This window comes from Variovorax sp. FW305-3-2-15-B-LB1, from assembly GCF_058787635.1.
On the sequence record NZ_JBYSZY010000013.1, the window covers coordinates 22258 to 38349 of the forward strand.

Genomic DNA, 16092 nt, shown 5'->3' on the forward strand with positions numbered 1-16092 from the left:
CCGCTCTTCGCCGACGCCCCCGCGCTACGCGCTGCCCCAGCCTCCGCCCAGGGCCTTGTACAGGTTCACGGTGTTCACCGCCGCCTTGAGCTGCAGTTCGATCAGCTGCTGCTGCCCGGTGTACAGCTCGCGCTGCGCATCCTGGCTCGAGAAGTAGTCTTCCATGCCGCTGCGAAAGCGCGTGCGCGAGATGCCGGCCACCTTCTCAAGCACCTGCACGCGCGCCTGTTGCGCCTCCAGCTGCGGCTGCAGGTGGTCGCCGGCGATCAGCGCGTGGGCCACCTCGCGAAAGGCGACCTGCGCCGCCGATTCGTAGCCGGCCATCGCGGCGGCCAGCCGCTCTTCGCTGGCGCTCACGTTGGCCGACCGGCGGCCCCAGTCGAAGATCGGCAGCGACACGCCCAGCACGCCGGCCCAGCTGCTGTTGCCGCTGCTGAGCAAGGTCGACAGCTCCTTGCTGACGCCGCCGGCCAGCGCCGTGAGCGAAATGGTCGGCAGCATCGCGGCCTTGGCCGCGCCCACGCCGGCGTTGGCGGCCTCGACGCGCGCATAGGCCGCAAGCAGGTCGGGCCGGCGCTGCAGCAGGCTGGACGGCAGGCCGGCCGCGACCTGCGCGGTGGAACGCTCGGGCCAGGGCCGCGCGCTGCCCGTCTCGGGCGGCACGGGGCGCCCGACCAGCACGTTGAGCCACTGCAGGTCCTGTGCGACGCGCATGCGGTATTCCTCCTGCCGCACGCGCGCGGTCTGCAGCAGCGACTGCACCCGGTACACGTCGAGCTGCGCGGCACCGCCGACCGCACGGGCGCGGCCGATCGTGTCGGCATTGGCATTCAGCGCGGCCTCGTTGGACTCGGCCAGCGCAAGCAAGGCACGGTCGGCGCGCAGCGTGAGGTAGGCGTTCGACACCTCGCCCACGAGGTTCATGCGCGCGGCCGCGTGGTCCTTGTCGCCGGCCTCGGCAAGCGCGCCGCTTTGTTGCGCGGTGCTCTGCTGCCGGCCGAAGAAATCCAGCTCGTACGACATCACGCCCGCCTGGACGTCGAAGCTGTTGGACACGCGCCCGTCCGACGGCAGGTTGCCGACCGGGCTGAGCGAGCCCTGTGGCGTGGTCTGCGCGCGCTGGGCATGCGCCGACAGGCCCAGCGCCGGGAACAGCGAAGCGCGGTTGCCCGCATAGTTCGCGCGCGCCTCGCGGGCCTTCGCGGCATAGGCGCGCAGGTCGCGGTTCTGTTCGAGCGCGGTGGCGATCAGGCCGCGCAGCTCCTCGTCCTGCACGAAGCTGCGCCAGTCCACGGGCTGCGCGCCCGGCGCCGTCGTGCCCGCGGGCCATTGCGACGGCACCGACAGGTCGGGGTCCTTGAGCGGCGGCGTGAGGTTGCACCCGGTCGTCACCAGCACGATGCACACGGCCAGCACCGCGAAGAGCAGGCGCAGCGACAGGCGCGCGAAGCCCGCGCCCGGTGCGCGCATGCCCGCACTCGCGAACAGCGCCGACGCCGCCTGCCAGGGCCGCACCTGCACGGCCACGTGGCTCGGCGGCACGTTGAAGACGTGGCGCACGAGGTCTTCGCGCTGCGCCTCGGTGGCGGCGAACTTCAGCTCGGCGCCCGCCCTGCCGCGCGCGGCGAGGTGGGCCGGCAGCCAGCCGACCGGCTCGACATGCACCTCCAGCGGCTGCCCGACGCGCAGGCGCTTGAGCGGCCCCCGGCCTTCGAGCAGCGCGCCGTCGGCCGCGATGTTGACGAAGCGCGACTCGCCCTCGCCCGCCGCCGTGCGCACACGTGCCCGCGCACGCCAGGGAAAGCGCTCTTCCTGCTGCGGGCGCGGCAGGTCGACGCAGGCCATGAGCGCGCTCAGGCACAGCACCAGGGCGATGCCGGTCCACACGAGGTTGAGCTGGTCGCCCGGCGTCAGCGCCTCGCCGCCCAGGGCCGCCATCGCGGCCGCGCCCTGCAGCGCGACGAGCAGGCCGCCGAAGACCGCCACCAGCTTCCAGTGCACCACGGTGCGCGAGCGGTCCAGCCCCTTGGCCGTCACCTTGAACGGATGGCCGAAGGGCTTCAGCATCGCGCGCGCCAGCGTGCCGCTCACGGCCATCGCCGCCACCAGCTGGCTCACCTCGCTGAACACGGGCAGGCAGCGCCGCTGGCTGACCCAGTAGCTGTAGGCCCAGAACATCACGAGCGACGGCAGGCCGTAGGCCGCAAAGGCCTGCGGCGTGGCATGGAAGGCCGAGACGCCGGCATACCAGTACAGCGCCGGCGCCAGCAGCACCAGCACCATGAAGGGCTTGCCCAGCCAGTGCAGCAGCCCGTGCAGGAAGTGCATCCGCGCCGACAGGCTGTAGCCCGGGCCGCGCAGGGGCCCGTCGGGCAGCAGCGCGAGCTGCACGGTGCCCAGGCACCAGCGGCTGCGCTGGTTGATGTAGTCGATGATGCTCTCGGCCGACAGCCCGTTGGACAGCCGCTCGCCCAGCCAGCGCGTGATGCGGCCGTGGCGCAGCAGCAGGTAGGTGGTGTGGATGTCTTCGCACACGCTGCCCACCGGGAACCCGCCGGCCTCGGTGATCGCGTCGCGCCGCACGATGAACGAGGTGCCCACGCAGAACGCCGAATCGACCGCGTCCTTGGCGGGCTGCAGCACGTCGAAGAACACGCGCTGCTCGTCGACCCAGCTGTCGGTGGCGCGCAGGTTGTGCTGGATGGGGTCGGCGTTGTAATAGAACTGCGGCGTCTGCACCAGCCCCACGCGGCGGTCCTCGAACAGGCCCAGCATGCGATAGACGATCTGGCGCTGCGGCGCGAAGTCGGCGTCGAGCACGAGGATGAACGGCGCGTCGGTCACGCCCGCGGACAGGCGCAGGCCGTTGTTGAGGTTGCCGGCCTTGGCGTGGCGGTTGTCGGGCCGCCGCGCGTAGTGCACGCCGCGGCGCTCGCAGTACGCGCGCAGCCAGTCGCGCCGCGTGTCGTCGAGCACCCAGACGTTCAGCCGCGGGTAGTCGATGGCCTGCGCGGCGATGATGGTCTTCTCGAGCACGGCCAGCTCTTCGTTGTAGGTGCAGATGAAGACATCGACGGCCGGCACCTCCTCGCCACGCGCATGGCGTTCGCGCAATGCGGCCTCGCCCCGGTCGGCCTGCGCGCGATTGTCGCGGCGCCGCATGAGCATGTGGATCGACATCAGCGTGTAGACGATGGCCGTCAGTTCGAAGCCCAGGAACACCCAGGCGAACAGGGTCTCGAAGCCCAGGTCCGAGGGCGGCATCGTGGCGACCACGCGCCAGACGGCGTAGCGCAGCAGCAGCAACGCAGTGAGCGCACCGAACAGCACGCGGTGGGTGATGCGCTCGACCCTGGCCCAGGTCATGAGGAGCAAGGCGAGCCCCCCGACCAGGGCGTTGAGCTGGAATTCCGGTGTGGCGATCAGGCTGGACATGAGGGGACTTCCGATGCGGCGGTCTTGCCGGTGAAGGGGTTGAAACCCGTGGCGGCCAGGGCGATCCAGGCGGTCGCGCCCAGGTGCGGCCAGCGGTAGTAGAAGAAATCGGCACCGGTCGAATCGGGGCCGATGGCCAGGCCGGTGGCAATGCGCGCGCTCGGCGTGGCGTAGTACAGGCCGTTGCCGGCGCGCTGCGAGGCCAGCAGCTGCCACAGCGCCTCGGGCGCCGCGCCCTTGCGGGCCACCAGCGTGGCGGCCGCCTGCGCGCTGCCTTCGGTCCAGATGCCGTCGGGCTCGCGCGAGAAACCGTAGCCCGCGCCGACGCGGTGGTGCTTCTCGACCCAGTCGAGGCTGCGCACCCAGGCGCAGGAGCCCTCGGGCGCCGCGAGCAAAGGCCACAGCTGCGCATCGAGGCCGGAGCCTTCGGTGGAAATCGTGGCGCCATCCTCCTTGGTGCCGATGTGGAAGCGCTGCTCCGACGGGTTCCACATGCGGCCCACGAAGTCGAGCGCGGTGCGCGCCTGGCGTGGCTCGGGTCCGTCCGGCTGGCCGTCGGCGCGCACGGCCCGTGCGGCCCACGCCGCCGCCACGGCGATGTCCAGGTTGTGCTCGGTCGACTTCCAGGTCTGCGCGCGCTGCGCGTGGTCCCAGCCGTGGCGCCCGCCGTTGTAGCCGTCGGGGCCGTTCCGGGCGCGCGTGTTCTGTTCGGTCCAGGCCAGCAGCCGTCGCGCGGTCGCCAGGTAGGCGGGCGTGGGTTCGGCCTGGTGCAGGTTCAGCAGCAGCAGCGCGGCCCAGGCCACGTTGCCGGTGGCGGTGCTGACCTGGTAGGCATCGGCGATCCACTGCTTGCGCCCGGCGTCCCAGCGGCCGGGCAGCGCGGGCTTTTCCTCGGTGACCGGCCCGGCGCGGTAGGCATTGCGCACGCGCCCGTCGGGCATCGTCTGGTCGTGCGCCACCGCCCGCACCACGGCGTCGCCGATGCGCCGGGCGGCGGCGCGCTCGCCGCACGCCAGCAGCGCGATGCCGGCCAGCGCGTTGTCGTAGGTGAAGCCGGCGCCCGCCAGCGCAGGCTCGAACGGCGGCTCGCCCTGTGCATTCGCCGGGCGGTAGCTGCTCAGGAACAACGGCCCCGACGTGGCGCCGCCCTGGTCGTGCGCGACGGCGCGGCGCAGCCCGTCGCAGCTCTCGCGCGCAAGGGCCTTTTGCGTGGCGCCGGGCGAAGGTGAAGGTGCAGCAGCAGCAGCAGCAGCGACGCCGGCAAGCGCCATCGATGCGGCGGCGCACCGTGCCACGGCACGGAAAGAAAAAGGGATCGACATGGCGTTCTCGGTGGGCTGCGCGACATGCTTTCTCACGCCTTGGCGAGGCTGGCCGAGACCACCTTGCCCGGCACGCACAGGGTCTGGCGGCTGCCGTCTTCCGAGGGCGGCGGTTCGGGCGCCTCGATGCGTGCCACCGCATAGATCGAGCCCTGCTCGGCAAAGGGGAAGGGCACGCTGTACGTGCTCTGCAGTGCATCCGAGGCCACGGGCAGCAGCTGCTCGACGCGCGCCTGCACGTCGACGTTCTGCGCCACCTTCACGTCGAGCTTGGAGCCGACGCTCAGCCGCTTGGCCAGCCGCGCGGGAAACACGGCGACGACGCCGATCCGGCTGCAGTCGGTCACGCGCACCAGCGAGGAGCCTGCCGTGACATACGCGCCCTCGGGCGCCAGCACCGTGTGCACCATGCCGGGCTGGCTCGCCTTGACCTCGTAGGCGGCGAGCTTGTCGACGCGGCGGCGCTCTTCGTCCTCGAGCTGCGTGATCTGCGCGAGCTGCTTGACGATCGCGGTGCCGTCCTGGCGCGCGCGGTCGCTGCTGTTGCGCAGCGCTTCACGCCGGCTCGCGAGCGTCTGGAACAGGCTGTTGCCGCTGGTGCCCACGAAGGCGCCCTGCCCCGCGCTCGCCACCGTCTGCGCCTGTCCCGCGAAGGCCTGCTCGGCCACCGCTGCATTGGCACGCGCGGTGCTCAGCTGGGCCTCGGACGCGTTCATCACCTGTTCGCTGATGGCGCCCTCTTTCAGCAGCGCTTCGTTGGTGCGCACCTTGTTCTCCTGCTCGGCCACCACGCTGTGCGCCACGTCGCGCTGGCGCTGTGCGATCTCCCAGGCGTCCCAGGTCTGCGCCAGCGAGGCCTGACGGGTCACCTGCGCCTGCTGGCCGATGGAGCGCATCTCCTGGCTGTCGGACTTGTACTGGTTGCCCAGCTGCGACAGCTGGCTCTGCAAGGCCAGGCGCTGCGTGGTCAGCGTGGTAAGGATCTCCTGGCTGACGGTCGGGTTGCGCACCGTGGCCACCACTGTGCCGGGCGCCACCGCGTCGCGCGTGCGCACCGCCATCTGCGTCACCACGCCGTTGATCGGCGACGTGACGATGCCGACCGGCGCCTGCAGCACGGCGCGCGTGGCCTGCGAGGACAGGAGCGGCGCGACCAGCGTGGCCACCATCAGCCACAGCACGAAGGCCAGCAGCGCATAGGCCGCCAGCTTCGGAACGAAGGCGCCCCGCTGGCGCCGGGCACTTCCGGCACCCGGGGCGCGCGGTCGGCCCGGTTCCGACGGAAAAGGAATGGGTCTGGACACTCGCATAACCACCTCTTGGAAACATCGACGGCATGCCGGCGAACGGCATGCCGTCTGGTGAAGAAAGAGACTCGAATCAACCTCCCGACCCCTCGGTCCGCGCCTTCGATTTTTCGTGCTGCGGTGCAATAAAGGTACGCCCAAAGCGCGGCCCGTCCTGCTTCCGGGAGAAACAAGATGTGCGAACTTCACATCTACTTTTCGGCTGCAGACCGGGCGAAGTCCTACATAGGTGTTGCGGCGGTGGGGGTTGACACGGGCTGGGCGTGTCGGCACGCACGGAACAGCGCGCGATCGCGTTTGTCTCGAAGGCCCGCGGGCATGGCGCAGGGCGAGGTCCGATGAAGCGGCCCGCTGCGCGCGCGGCGTCGAGAACGCGGCTTCGGCGTCGGGTTCAACAGGCCGTAACGATATTGCCGCGATTGGTCACAGCCGCCGCGGGGGCGCTGTGGCGGGTACGCATCAGCGACGGTCATCAACCCCGGTGAGCCCCATGCCCTTCGCGACATGGGGACACGCCCAGGCTGCGGCATGCGCGCGTTCTTCCTTTGCACCACCGGCTTTTCGGCGGTTGTCCTACACCTTGGGCCGCGCAGAAGACTAGACCTGTACCTGCGCCGGTTCAGGGCCGTGCGCTCCCCTTTCCTGCCATGAACCACGGCCGCCCAACTTACTTTTTCTTCAAAGGATTCCAGATGCGAAAAGTCAACGCTGTGATGACCCGCGATGTCGAGGTCATCAGTCCCGACGCCACCATCGCGGAGGCCGCCAGGCGCATGCGCGACGGCGACTTCGGGATGATGCCGGTGGGCGAGAACGACCGCATGATCGGCGCGATCTCGGACCGCGACATTGCCGTGCGCGGCATCGCCGAGGGACACGACGGCAACGCCAAGGTGCGCGACGTCATGTCGGACGGCATCCGCTGGGCCTACGAGGACGACGCCGTCGATCATGCGGCGCAGCTCATGGCCGAGCACCAGATCCGGCGCCTGCCCATCGTCAACCGCGACAAGCGGCTGGTGGGCATCCTGGCACTGGCCGATGTCGCGGTGAAGGAGCCCAAGGTCAAGCCGGCCGCCGAGGCGCTGTGCGGCATCTCGCAACCCGTCGAGGCCTGAGAAGGTCTGACCAGGCGAGGTCCTTCACCCCGATTCACTGTCCCTTCCCTTTCTTCCTGGAGGACTTGCCATGCACGTCGCACCTTTCCACCTGCTTGCAGCCGCCGCCGTCGCGGCGAGCCTCGCCGTGACCGGTTGCACGGTCACCCGCCCCAGCGGCGCGGCGAACGACATCCCGGCGTCGTCGGCATCGGCCATCGATGCCCAGGTCGATGCCTCGCTGGCCCGGCTCTATGACACCGTCGCCGGTTCGCGCGCGCTCGTCGCCGGCGCGCAGGGCGTGCTGGTGTTCCCGTCCGTGGTGGGCGGAAGCTTCGGCATCGGCGCCGACTATGGTCGCGGTGCCCTGCGCAGCGGCGGCCGCACGCAGAGCTACTACAGCACGACCGCCGGCTCCATCGGCTTCCAGGCCGGTGCGCAGTCGAAGGCCGTGTTCTACGTGTTCACCTCCAGGGAGGCGCTGGACAAGTTCCGCCAGAGCCGGGGCTGGACGGTGGGCGTCGACGCGACGGTGGCGCTGGCACGCTACGGTGCCAACGGCGTCGTCGACAGCAGCACCTTCCGGCAACCCGTGGTCGCTTTCGTGATGACCAATGTGGGCCTGGAGGCGGGTGCGTCGGTGCAGGGGGCGAAGGTCACCGAAATTCGACCTTGATGCTCGTCATCGGATGACGGGCATCCGGTCGGAAGCGCCATCGACAAGGAGCGCCCGTCATCATGCTCAACGGAGCCGAAGCCCACCCGATCCAATCTGCGACGCGCGCGTTGTTCGAGCGCTATGAGCGGGAATTCAATGCGGGGCTGACCGGCGAAGCCGACCTCGAAGCCGTGGCGGCGCTCTACGCCGCGTGCTTCATTGCCGCTTCGCCCGCCGGCGTCTTCACGGGCAAGAACGATGAAGAACTCAGGCGCGTGTCCGCGAAGGGGTTCAAGCATTACCGCGACACCGGCGTGCAGCGGATGAACGTGCGCAACCTGGACATCTCGGCCATCGACGAATGGCACGGGCTCGCCCGCGTGGCGTGGAGAGCGATCTACAAGGTCGACGGGGCGCAGAAGGTGATCGACTTCACCAATGTCTATCTGGTGCGGCTCGAGGGCGACACCGCGAAGGTGTTCGGCTGGATCACCGGCGATGAGGCCGAGGTGCTGCGGCAGCACGGCATCGGGTGAGAGGCTGCCGGGCGCCGAGGAATGGGGGCTGGAGCGGGTGAAGGGAATCGAACCCTCGTATGAAGCTTGGGAAGCTGCCGTTCTACCATTGAACTACACCCGCAGCAGGCGCGGATTCTAACGTCAGTTCACTCGCCCCCAACGCACGCTCAGGTCTGCAGCGCATCCCTTCGCAGCCGCAGCGCCGCACGCCCTTGCGGCGTGACGAGCAGGACGACGGCGACGCGCGGGCCCGTGCCGCTGGCGGCCGGTGGCAGCACGGCTTCGATGAGGTGCGCGGCGACCAACATGGTCGCGCAGTGGATGTCGGCTTCGTCGCGGACCGCCATCGGGAACGACGCGTCTTCGATGCGCTCCAGAAAGTCCATGGGCATGGGAAGGCTCCTGAGGAAACGAGGCGCAGTCTAGGTCGTTGCGCCCCCGAAAATGCAGCCCGGATGGGTTGCTTTTGTAACCAAATCGACAGGTCGCACGGTGCGAGCGCCGTGCGAGAACTTTCGCCCGACAGCGCCTCGCCACCCGCGTCTCAGCGCGGTGCACGCATCCGTGCGAAATCGGCGCAGGCCAGCACGATGGGCCCGTGCGGATCGGCCCTGAAGCGCGCCACCGCCGCCGCCGAGATCACGTCGAAATGCCGTTTGCAGGCATGCAGCGTGTGCTCGCCGATTTCCTTCGCGCCGAGCGCATCGTGCAGCACGTCTTGCGAAATCTGCGCCAGCACGCGCGCGCCGTCGGGACCGTCGGGGTACACGGCGAAACGCACCGTGGCCGTATCGAAGCAGTAGATGCCTTCGAAGTCCATCGCCTTGTCTCCTTCATCGCAGCGCAAGGATTCGGCGCGCGCGCTGCGCAGCGTGGTGATGGATTTGCACGCATGTTGAAGAGGGAAGCGGCCTACAGCTGCGGTCCGCGCGCCTGGCCCTCACCCGGCCTCGCCCGCGCGTGCGGCCTTGGCCCACACGAAGACCGGACACCTGGCCGATGCGGCGCGGCCCGAATGCGGGCACACCTGAGGCTATGGCCCGTTCCGACACGCCCCTCGCAACCTACCAGGCGAAGCGCGACTTCGCCGTCACCGACGAACCCGCCGAAGGCGGCAAGGCCCGGCCGCACGCGCCCGCCTTCGTGATCCAGAAGCACGCGGCGCGGCGGCTGCACTACGACTTCCGGCTCGAACTCGACGGCGTGCTGGTGTCGTGGGCCGTGCCCAAGGGGCCGAGCCTCGACCCCGCGCACAAGCGCATGGCCGTGCATGTGGAAGACCACCCGCTGTCGTACGCCGGCTTCGAGGGCGCGATTCCCGAAGGCCACTACGGCGCGGGCGACGTCATCGTGTGGGACCACGGCACCTGGGAGCCCGTGGGCGATCCGCGCAAGGGCCTGGCCGCGGGCAAGCTCGCGTTCCGGCTGCACGGCCAGAAGCTCGAAGGGCTGTGGGAACTCGTCAGGATCGCCAAGGGCGGCGATCGGCAGGAGCCCTGGCTGCTGTTCAAGAAGCGCGATGCCTTCGCGCGCTCGCATGCCGAGTACGACGTGGTGTCCGCGCTGCCCGACAGCGTGGCCGGAGCGCGCAAGACCGCCAAGGCCAAGACCGCGCCCACATCGCCCGCCTTGCCCGCAACGGGCGCGGTGAAGGCACGCCTGCCCGCCAGGCTTTCGCCGCAGCTCGCGACGCTCGCCACCGGCGTGCCCGAAGGCGCACCCGGCGACTGGATCTTCGAGATCAAGTTCGACGGCTACCGCCTCATGGCGCGCATCGGCAACGGCAAGGCACGCCTGCTCACGCGCGGCGGCCACGACTGGAGCGCGAAGCTGCCGAAGCTGGTGGCCGAGCTGGAGCGCCTGGGCATCGGCAACGCCTGGCTCGACGGCGAGATCGTCGTGCCCGACAAGAACGGCACGCCCGACTTCAACGCGCTGCAGAACGCACTCGACCGCGAACGCGCCGACCCCATCGTGATGTTCCTGTTCGACGTGCCCTTCTTCGAGGGCTTCGACCTGCGCCACACGCCGCTCGCCGAACGCCGCCGCCTGCTCAGGCAGCTGATGGATGCGCACGCCACGCGCCGCCTGCGCTTCAGCAGCGACTTCGAGGCCGATGTCGACTCGATCCTGCAATCGGCCTGCCGCATGAACCTCGAGGGCGTGATCGCCAAGCGCGCCGACGCGCCGTATGTCTCGCGCCGCAGCGACACCTGGCTCAAGCTCAAGTGCATCCGGCGCCAGGAGTTCGTGGTGTGCGGCTACACGCTGCGCACCGACAGCCCGACGCGCATCGGCAGCCTGATGCTGGGCGTGCACGCGAAGAATGGCGAGCTGGTGTCGGTCGGCGGCGTCGGCACCGGCTGGAACGACCGCGAGGCGCGCGACATTCGCCGCCAGCTCGCCGCGCTCGATACCGACCACGCGCCGTTCACCGGCGGCGAGGCCAAGCCCGGCCGCCGCCGGCCGGGCGGCACGCGGCACTGGGTGAAGCCGACGCTGGTGGCCGAGGTGCGCTTCGCCGCATGGACGCCGGACGGGCAGATCCGCCACGCGTCTTTCGTGGCGATGCGCGACGACAAGCCCGCGTCGGAGATCGTGCATGAAGAGCCCCGTGACATCGCACCTGCCTCTCGCGAAAAAGGCACGAAGGCCATGAAGACCTCATCGAAGAAATCCGCCTCCACCGTCGGCGGCGTCGCCGTGAGCCACGGCGAGCGCGTGATCGATGCGGCTTCGGGCCGCACCAAGCTCGACCTCGTGCGCTACTACGAATCGGTGGCCGACGACATGCTGCCGCACCTGAAGGGCCGCCCCTGCGCGCTGGTGCGCGGGCCGCAGGGCGTGGGCGGCGAGATCTTCTTCCAGAAGCATGCCGAGAAGGTCCACATCGCCGGCGTGAAGCAGCTCGACCCGGCCCTGTGGCCCGGCCACCCGTCGATGCTCGAGGTCGGCACGCGCGAGGCCTTGCTGAACGCGGCGCAGTTCAACGTGATCGAGCTCCACACCTCGAACGCGACCTCGACGCACTTCGACCGGCCCAACCGCATGATCTTCGACCTCGACCCGGGCGAAGGCACGCCGTGGGCGCATGTGCAGGAAGGCGCGCTGCTGATGCGCACGCTGCTCACCGAACTGGGCTTGGCCTCATGGCTCAAGACCAGCGGCGGCAAGGGCCTGCACGTGGTCGTGCCGCTGCGCATGCACTACGACAACGACACCGTGAAGGCCTTCTCGCGCGCCATCGTGCAGCACATGGCCCACGTGATCCCTTCGAAGTTCGTAGCCAAGAGCGGACCCTCGAACCGCGTCGGCAAGCTCTTTGCCGACTACCTGCGCAACGGCGTGGGCGCGACCACGGTGGCGGCCTACTCGGCGCGGGCGCGGCCGGGCATGGGCGTGTCGATGCCGGTGCGCTGGGACGACCTCGCCGGCCTCAAGAGCGGCGCGCACTGGACCATTTCCACCGCGCGCGAACACCTGTCGTTCCAGTCCGAAGACCCCTGGGCCGCCTACTGGACCACGCGCCAGCCGCTGGGCGAGGCGATGAAGCGGCTCGGCTTCAAGAAATAACCAAGGAGACACACCATGGCCACGAGAACCCTCTGGAAAGGCGCCATCACCTTCGGGCTGGTCCACATCCCCGTGGGCCTGCACACCGCCAGCACCGAACAGGGCATCGACTTCGACTGGCTCGACAAGCGCAGCATGGACCCCGTGGGCTACAAGCGCATCAACAAGCGCACGGGCAAGGAGATCGCGCGCGAGCAGATCGTGAAGGGCTTCGAGTACGAAGACGGCAAGTACGTCGTGATCTCGCCCAAGGAGATCGAGGCCGTCTACCCGCGCACCACGCAGACCATCGAGATCCAGCGCTTCCTCGACGTGGGCGAAATTCCCTTCGTGTACCTGGAGCGTCCCTACTACCTCGCGCCGATCAACAAGGGCCAGAAGGTCTACGCGCTGCTGCGCGAGGTGCTGGTGAAGACCGGCAAGGTCGGCCTGGCCAAGGTGGTGATCGCCACCAAGCAGCACCTGGCACTGCTGATTCCCTTCGGCAAGGTGCTGGTGCTCAACCTGCTGCGCTGGGGCGACGAGATCAAGGACGCCGACGGGCTCGACCTGCCGGCCGCCGGCATCAAGGGCGCGAAGCTGTCGGCCACCGAGATGAAGATGGCCGAGCAGCTGGTCGGCGACATGTCGGGTCCGTGGAACCCCGACGAATTCAAGGACGAGTTCAAGCACGCCGTGATGAAGATCGTCGAGAAGAAGGTCAAGGCGGGCGACACGGAGACGGTGGTGCAGCCGGAAGAAGAAGCACCTGAGGGCGGCGCCGAGGTGATCGACCTGACCGAGCTGCTCGCGCGCAGCCTGCGCAGCGGCAAGCGCACGCCGCCTGCGGCGAAGAAACGTGCGGCGAAGTCGACGGCTTCTGCACGTAAGACCGCGCACAAGCCTGCTGCGGCCAAACGCGCGAAGAGCGTGGCCCGCAAGGCGGCCTGACTAGCGCCGCGGCGCTTTCGCAGCCCCCGGCAGCGCCGCCACGCGCTGCGCCAGGAAGTCGACCAGCACCTGCACGCGCAGCGGCAGTTGCCGGCGCGGCGCATAGAGCAGGTGCAGCTCCTGCGCCGGCCCCGTGTGCCGCGCGAGCACGCGCACCAGCCGCCCCTGGGCGAGCAGGTCCGCCACCATCCACGTGGGCTGCAGCGACACGCCCGCGCCCGCCAGCACGCTGTCGAGCAGCGCCACGGCGTTGTTGACGCGGTAGCGGCTGCGCACCGGCACGGCCACCGCGCCGTCGGGGCCTGTGAGCAGCACGCCGTCGTCGCCTGCCGCATAGCGCAGGTAGTCGTGCGCCAGCAGGTCCTGCGGCGTGCGCGGCTTGCCGCGTGCGGCCACGTAGTCCGGCGAGGCGACGAGCACGCGCGGCCAGCTGCCGAGGTGGCGCGCGACGAGGTCGGGCGGCAGCGCGCCGCCGACGCGCAGCGAGACGTCGATGCGCTCCTCGCGCGGATCGACGAAGCGGTCGTCGAGCACCAGCTCCAGTTCGATGTCGGGGTACAGCCGCAGGAACTCGACCGCCATCGCGTTGAGATGCCGCTGCCCCAGCGTGACCGGCGCGCTCAGGCGCAGCAGGCCGCGCGGTTGCTGCACCTGGGCGCGCGCGTCGGCCACAGCGTCGCCGTAGTCCTCGAGCATGCGGCGCGCGCGTTCGTGAAAGCGCTGACCCTCCTCCGTGAGGCTCAGGCCCGTGGCCGCGCGCCGCAGCAGCCGCACGCCCAGCGACCGCTCCAGCCCAGCGACGAGCTTGCTCACGGTGGGCTGCGTGGTGTCGAGCGCGCGGGCCGCGCCCGAGAGGCTGCCGAGCTCGACGCTGTGCACGAAGGCGGAGAGTGCGCGAAGGGTGTCCATGGGGTCATTCGAATCAGGAATGTGATGCATGCCATTCTGCCTCCTACCCCTCGCGATTCGAATAGAAGAAAGTTCGTCCATCGACACTTCTTTCACCTGAGGACATTCACATGACCGCTTCGCGACTCACCTCCCTCCTGCGCCAGGGCGCGCTCGCCCTTTCCCTCGCGGGCGCCGCCACCGTCTCCGTTGCAGCGCCCACCCACTGGAGCCCCAGCTGGATGGCCGCCACCCAGCCGCTGTGGGACCCAAGCTTCGTTCTGCCCGTCGGCATTCCCGCCCGCTTCGAGCGGCAGACGCTGCGCCATGTGGCGCGCCTGAGCATCGGCGGCACGCGGCTGCGCGTGGTGATCAGCAACGAAGGCGGCACCACGCCGCTGCACATCGGCGCCGCCCGCGTGGCCCGCCATGCGAACGGCTCGGCGGTCGTCGAAGGCACCGACCGCGTGCTGCGTTTCGGGGGCCGGACCGACGTGACCGTGCCACCCGGCGCACGCCTCGTGAGCGACCCGGTCGACCTGCCGCTGCCCGCGCTGAGCGAGGTGGCCGTGTCGCTCTACCTGCCGGAACCCAGCCAGCCCGCAGGCTTTCACTTCGATGCGCGGCAGACGCTGTACATCGCCGACGGCGACCTGAGCGCCGCCGCGCGACTGCCGGCCGCCGCCACCTCGTGGAGCACGCGCGTCTACGTGAGCGGGCTGATCGTCGAGACGCCCCAGGCGCCCGTCACCGTCGTCGCGCTGGGCGACTCGATCACGGACGGCAACGGCTCGACGCCCGGCGCCCACACGCGCTGGCCCGACGCGCTGGCCGAACGGCTCGCGCCGCGCGGCGTGGGCGTGCTCAACGCCGGCATCTCGGGCGGCCGGCTGCTGAAGGACGGCATGGGCCGCGCGGCGCTCGAACGCGCGGGCCGCGATGTGTTCGCGCAGCCCGGCGTGCGCGCGATGGTCGTGCTGCTGGGCACCAACGACATCGGCTGGCCCGGTGGCCCCTTTGCACCGCAGGAGCCCGCGGTGCGCGCCGAGGCCGTGATCCAGGGCTTTCGCCAGCTGATCGAGATGGCCCACGCCCACAACGTGCGCATCGTGGGCGCGACGATTCCGCCGAATGAACGTGCGCTCGAAGGCACGCCGCTGGCCGGCCACCACTCGCCCGAGAAAGACAAGGTGCGCCAGGCCATCAACCGCTGGATCCGCGAAAGCGGTGCCTTCGATGCGGTGGTCGATGTCGACGCCCTGCTGCGCGACCCGGCCCGGCCGATGCGGCTCAAAGCCGCCATGGATTCGGGCGACCACCTGCATCCCGGCGACGCCGGCTACCGGGCGATGGCGGCGGCCATCGACCTCGACGCCCTGCTCGGCAACGATCTTCGATAGACTGCAAATATACTGTACATAAATACAGTCTTTTCTCTAGAATGGCTCGTCTCCAAGAACAACATTCGAGGCGACGCCATGACCACCGCCAACCCGCCTGCGCCCTCGGCGCAGGTGCTTTTTTTCTCCTCGCGACAGCATCCGTTGCAGTCGCGTTCGCGCACCACCGGCAAGACAGGCCGGATTTCGAACTGGCCCTTCCGCGTGACGCGGGAGCACGGCCACGACGACAGCAACGAACAGGATGACATCCGCGTTCAGGCGGCGCGCGTCATCCGGACGACGGCCGCGCATTGGTGGCCGCCGGAGCCCTGAACCGCCTTTTCATCCTTCTTCCCCCGGAGAACTGCAATGGACGACTTCCACCGTGGCGATGCGTTTGCGAACGGGCCCGAACCCGACTGGGACTCCCCCGCTTTCGAGAGGCAACGCCACCTTCTCATCGCGCTGTTTCCCGAGCCCGAGGTGCAAGCGGCGATCGAAGCGCACCGCAAGGAATGGATCTGGCCCAAGGGCCACTACTTTCCTCGCAGCCCGCGACTGCACCTGACGCTCCACTGCTTCGGCGACCAGCCCAAGGATGTCGAGAAACGCCTGCGTGAAGCACTCGCCCAGGTTCGGGTGCGGCCCATGAGCCTCGTGCTGGACAGCTCGCGCACATGGCGCAACGACATCGCGGTGCTGCAGCCCGCCGAGCACGGCGCTTTGCGCACCCTGCATGCGGACATCGGCCGTGCGGTCCAGAAGGCGGGCATCGTCACGGAAACGCCGATGTTCACACCGCACATCACCATCGCCCGCCGCACCGAGGGCGCGGCCTACCCGATGCGCCTGCCGCCGATCCCGTGGCGCGTGAGGAAATTCCTGCTCGTGCGCTCGTTCACTTCGCATCCCGTCGAGCACAAGGTGCTGGCCACCTACGAGGCCGACGAAGAAGACAAAGAAGACGGCGTCTGACAAGGGC

At 69.7% G+C, this 16092-nt stretch carries 14 protein-coding genes and 1 tRNA gene; 8 read left to right on the forward strand and 7 right to left on the reverse strand.

Going from position 1 to position 16092, the window contains the following annotated elements:
• Positions 1 to 24: 24 nt before the first annotated feature.
• Genes AC3WQR_RS10690 through AC3WQR_RS10700 form a run of 3 tightly spaced genes read right to left on the reverse strand, consistent with a single transcriptional unit; the run spans position 25 to position 6067 of the window.
• Entirely contained in the window at positions 25 to 3435 is a 3411-nt protein-coding gene (locus AC3WQR_RS10690; protein WP_492742000.1) for an efflux transporter outer membrane subunit, read from the reverse strand.
• Entirely contained in the window at positions 3423 to 4757 is a 1335-nt protein-coding gene (locus AC3WQR_RS10695; protein WP_492742001.1) for a hypothetical protein, read from the reverse strand. The genes AC3WQR_RS10690 and AC3WQR_RS10695 overlap by 13 nt, the downstream gene beginning before the upstream one ends.
• A gap of 32 nt (positions 4758 to 4789) precedes the next feature.
• Positions 4790 to 6067 carry an HlyD family secretion protein gene (locus AC3WQR_RS10700; RefSeq protein ID WP_492742002.1) on the reverse strand — a complete coding sequence of 426 codons (1278 nt, stop codon included), beginning with the start codon at positions 6065 to 6067 and terminating at the stop codon, positions 4790 to 4792.
• A gap of 689 nt (positions 6068 to 6756) precedes the next feature.
• Between AC3WQR_RS10700 and AC3WQR_RS10705 the strand changes: the two genes are divergently transcribed.
• The 3 genes from AC3WQR_RS10705 (at position 6757) to AC3WQR_RS10715 (ending at position 8355) form a co-directional block, all read left to right on the forward strand.
• Positions 6757 to 7182 (forward strand): CBS domain-containing protein, encoded by a 426-nt coding sequence (locus tag AC3WQR_RS10705; RefSeq protein WP_159277250.1) that lies wholly within the window; start codon positions 6757 to 6759, stop codon positions 7180 to 7182.
• Between the two features lie 70 nt (positions 7183 to 7252).
• The gene (locus AC3WQR_RS10710; RefSeq protein WP_492742003.1) at positions 7253 to 7837 is read left to right on the forward strand and encodes a BPSL1445 family SYLF domain-containing lipoprotein; all 585 of its coding nucleotides are present in this window, start codon (positions 7253 to 7255) and stop codon (positions 7835 to 7837) included.
• A gap of 62 nt (positions 7838 to 7899) precedes the next feature.
• On the forward strand, positions 7900 to 8355 hold the full coding sequence (locus AC3WQR_RS10715; RefSeq protein ID WP_492742004.1) for a DUF6841 family protein: 456 nt from the start codon (positions 7900 to 7902) through the stop codon (positions 8353 to 8355).
• Positions 8356 to 8384: 29 nt separating this feature from the next.
• On the opposite strand, the gene AC3WQR_RS10720 is transcribed toward AC3WQR_RS10715, so the two are convergent.
• From AC3WQR_RS10720 to AC3WQR_RS10730, 3 genes are all read right to left on the reverse strand, one after another.
• Positions 8385 to 8458: transfer RNA gene (locus AC3WQR_RS10720), tRNA-Gly, on the reverse strand.
• 46 nt (positions 8459 to 8504) lie between these two features.
• Positions 8505 to 8729 carry a hypothetical protein gene (locus AC3WQR_RS10725; protein WP_492742005.1) on the reverse strand — a complete coding sequence of 75 codons (225 nt, stop codon included), beginning with the start codon at positions 8727 to 8729 and terminating at the stop codon, positions 8505 to 8507.
• Positions 8730 to 8881: 152 nt separating this feature from the next.
• On the reverse strand, positions 8882 to 9157 hold the full coding sequence (locus AC3WQR_RS10730; RefSeq protein ID WP_447743543.1) for a hypothetical protein: 276 nt from the start codon (positions 9155 to 9157) through the stop codon (positions 8882 to 8884).
• A gap of 215 nt (positions 9158 to 9372) precedes the next feature.
• On the opposite strand from AC3WQR_RS10730, the gene ligD reads away from it, so the two are divergent.
• Together ligD and ku are read left to right on the forward strand one after the other, a co-directional pair.
• Complete coding sequence (gene ligD / locus AC3WQR_RS10735; RefSeq protein ID WP_492742006.1) at positions 9373 to 11910, forward strand: DNA ligase D; 2538 nt, start codon at positions 9373 to 9375, stop codon at positions 11908 to 11910.
• A gap of 15 nt (positions 11911 to 11925) precedes the next feature.
• Positions 11926 to 12840, forward strand: coding sequence for a non-homologous end joining protein Ku (gene ku / locus AC3WQR_RS10740; RefSeq protein ID WP_492742007.1), 915 nt, complete (start codon positions 11926 to 11928; stop codon positions 12838 to 12840).
• Here ku and AC3WQR_RS10745 read toward each other — a convergent pair whose 3' ends face one another.
• On the reverse strand, positions 12841 to 13749 hold the full coding sequence (locus tag AC3WQR_RS10745) for a LysR family transcriptional regulator (protein WP_447743539.1): 909 nt from the start codon (positions 13747 to 13749) through the stop codon (positions 12841 to 12843).
• A gap of 110 nt (positions 13750 to 13859) precedes the next feature.
• Between AC3WQR_RS10745 and AC3WQR_RS10750 the strand changes: the two genes are divergently transcribed.
• The 3 genes from AC3WQR_RS10750 (at position 13860) to thpR (ending at position 16085) form a co-directional block, all read left to right on the forward strand.
• Complete coding sequence (locus AC3WQR_RS10750; protein WP_492742008.1) at positions 13860 to 15128, forward strand: SGNH/GDSL hydrolase family protein; 1269 nt, start codon at positions 13860 to 13862, stop codon at positions 15126 to 15128.
• Positions 15129 to 15206: 78 nt separating this feature from the next.
• Positions 15207 to 15443 carry a hypothetical protein gene (locus AC3WQR_RS10755; RefSeq protein WP_070059288.1) on the forward strand — a complete coding sequence of 79 codons (237 nt, stop codon included), beginning with the start codon at positions 15207 to 15209 and terminating at the stop codon, positions 15441 to 15443.
• 36 nt (positions 15444 to 15479) lie between these two features.
• Positions 15480 to 16085, forward strand: a complete 606-nt coding sequence (gene thpR, locus AC3WQR_RS10760) for an RNA 2',3'-cyclic phosphodiesterase (protein ID WP_492742009.1) — start codon at positions 15480 to 15482, stop codon at positions 16083 to 16085.
• Positions 16086 to 16092 lie beyond the last annotated feature (7 nt).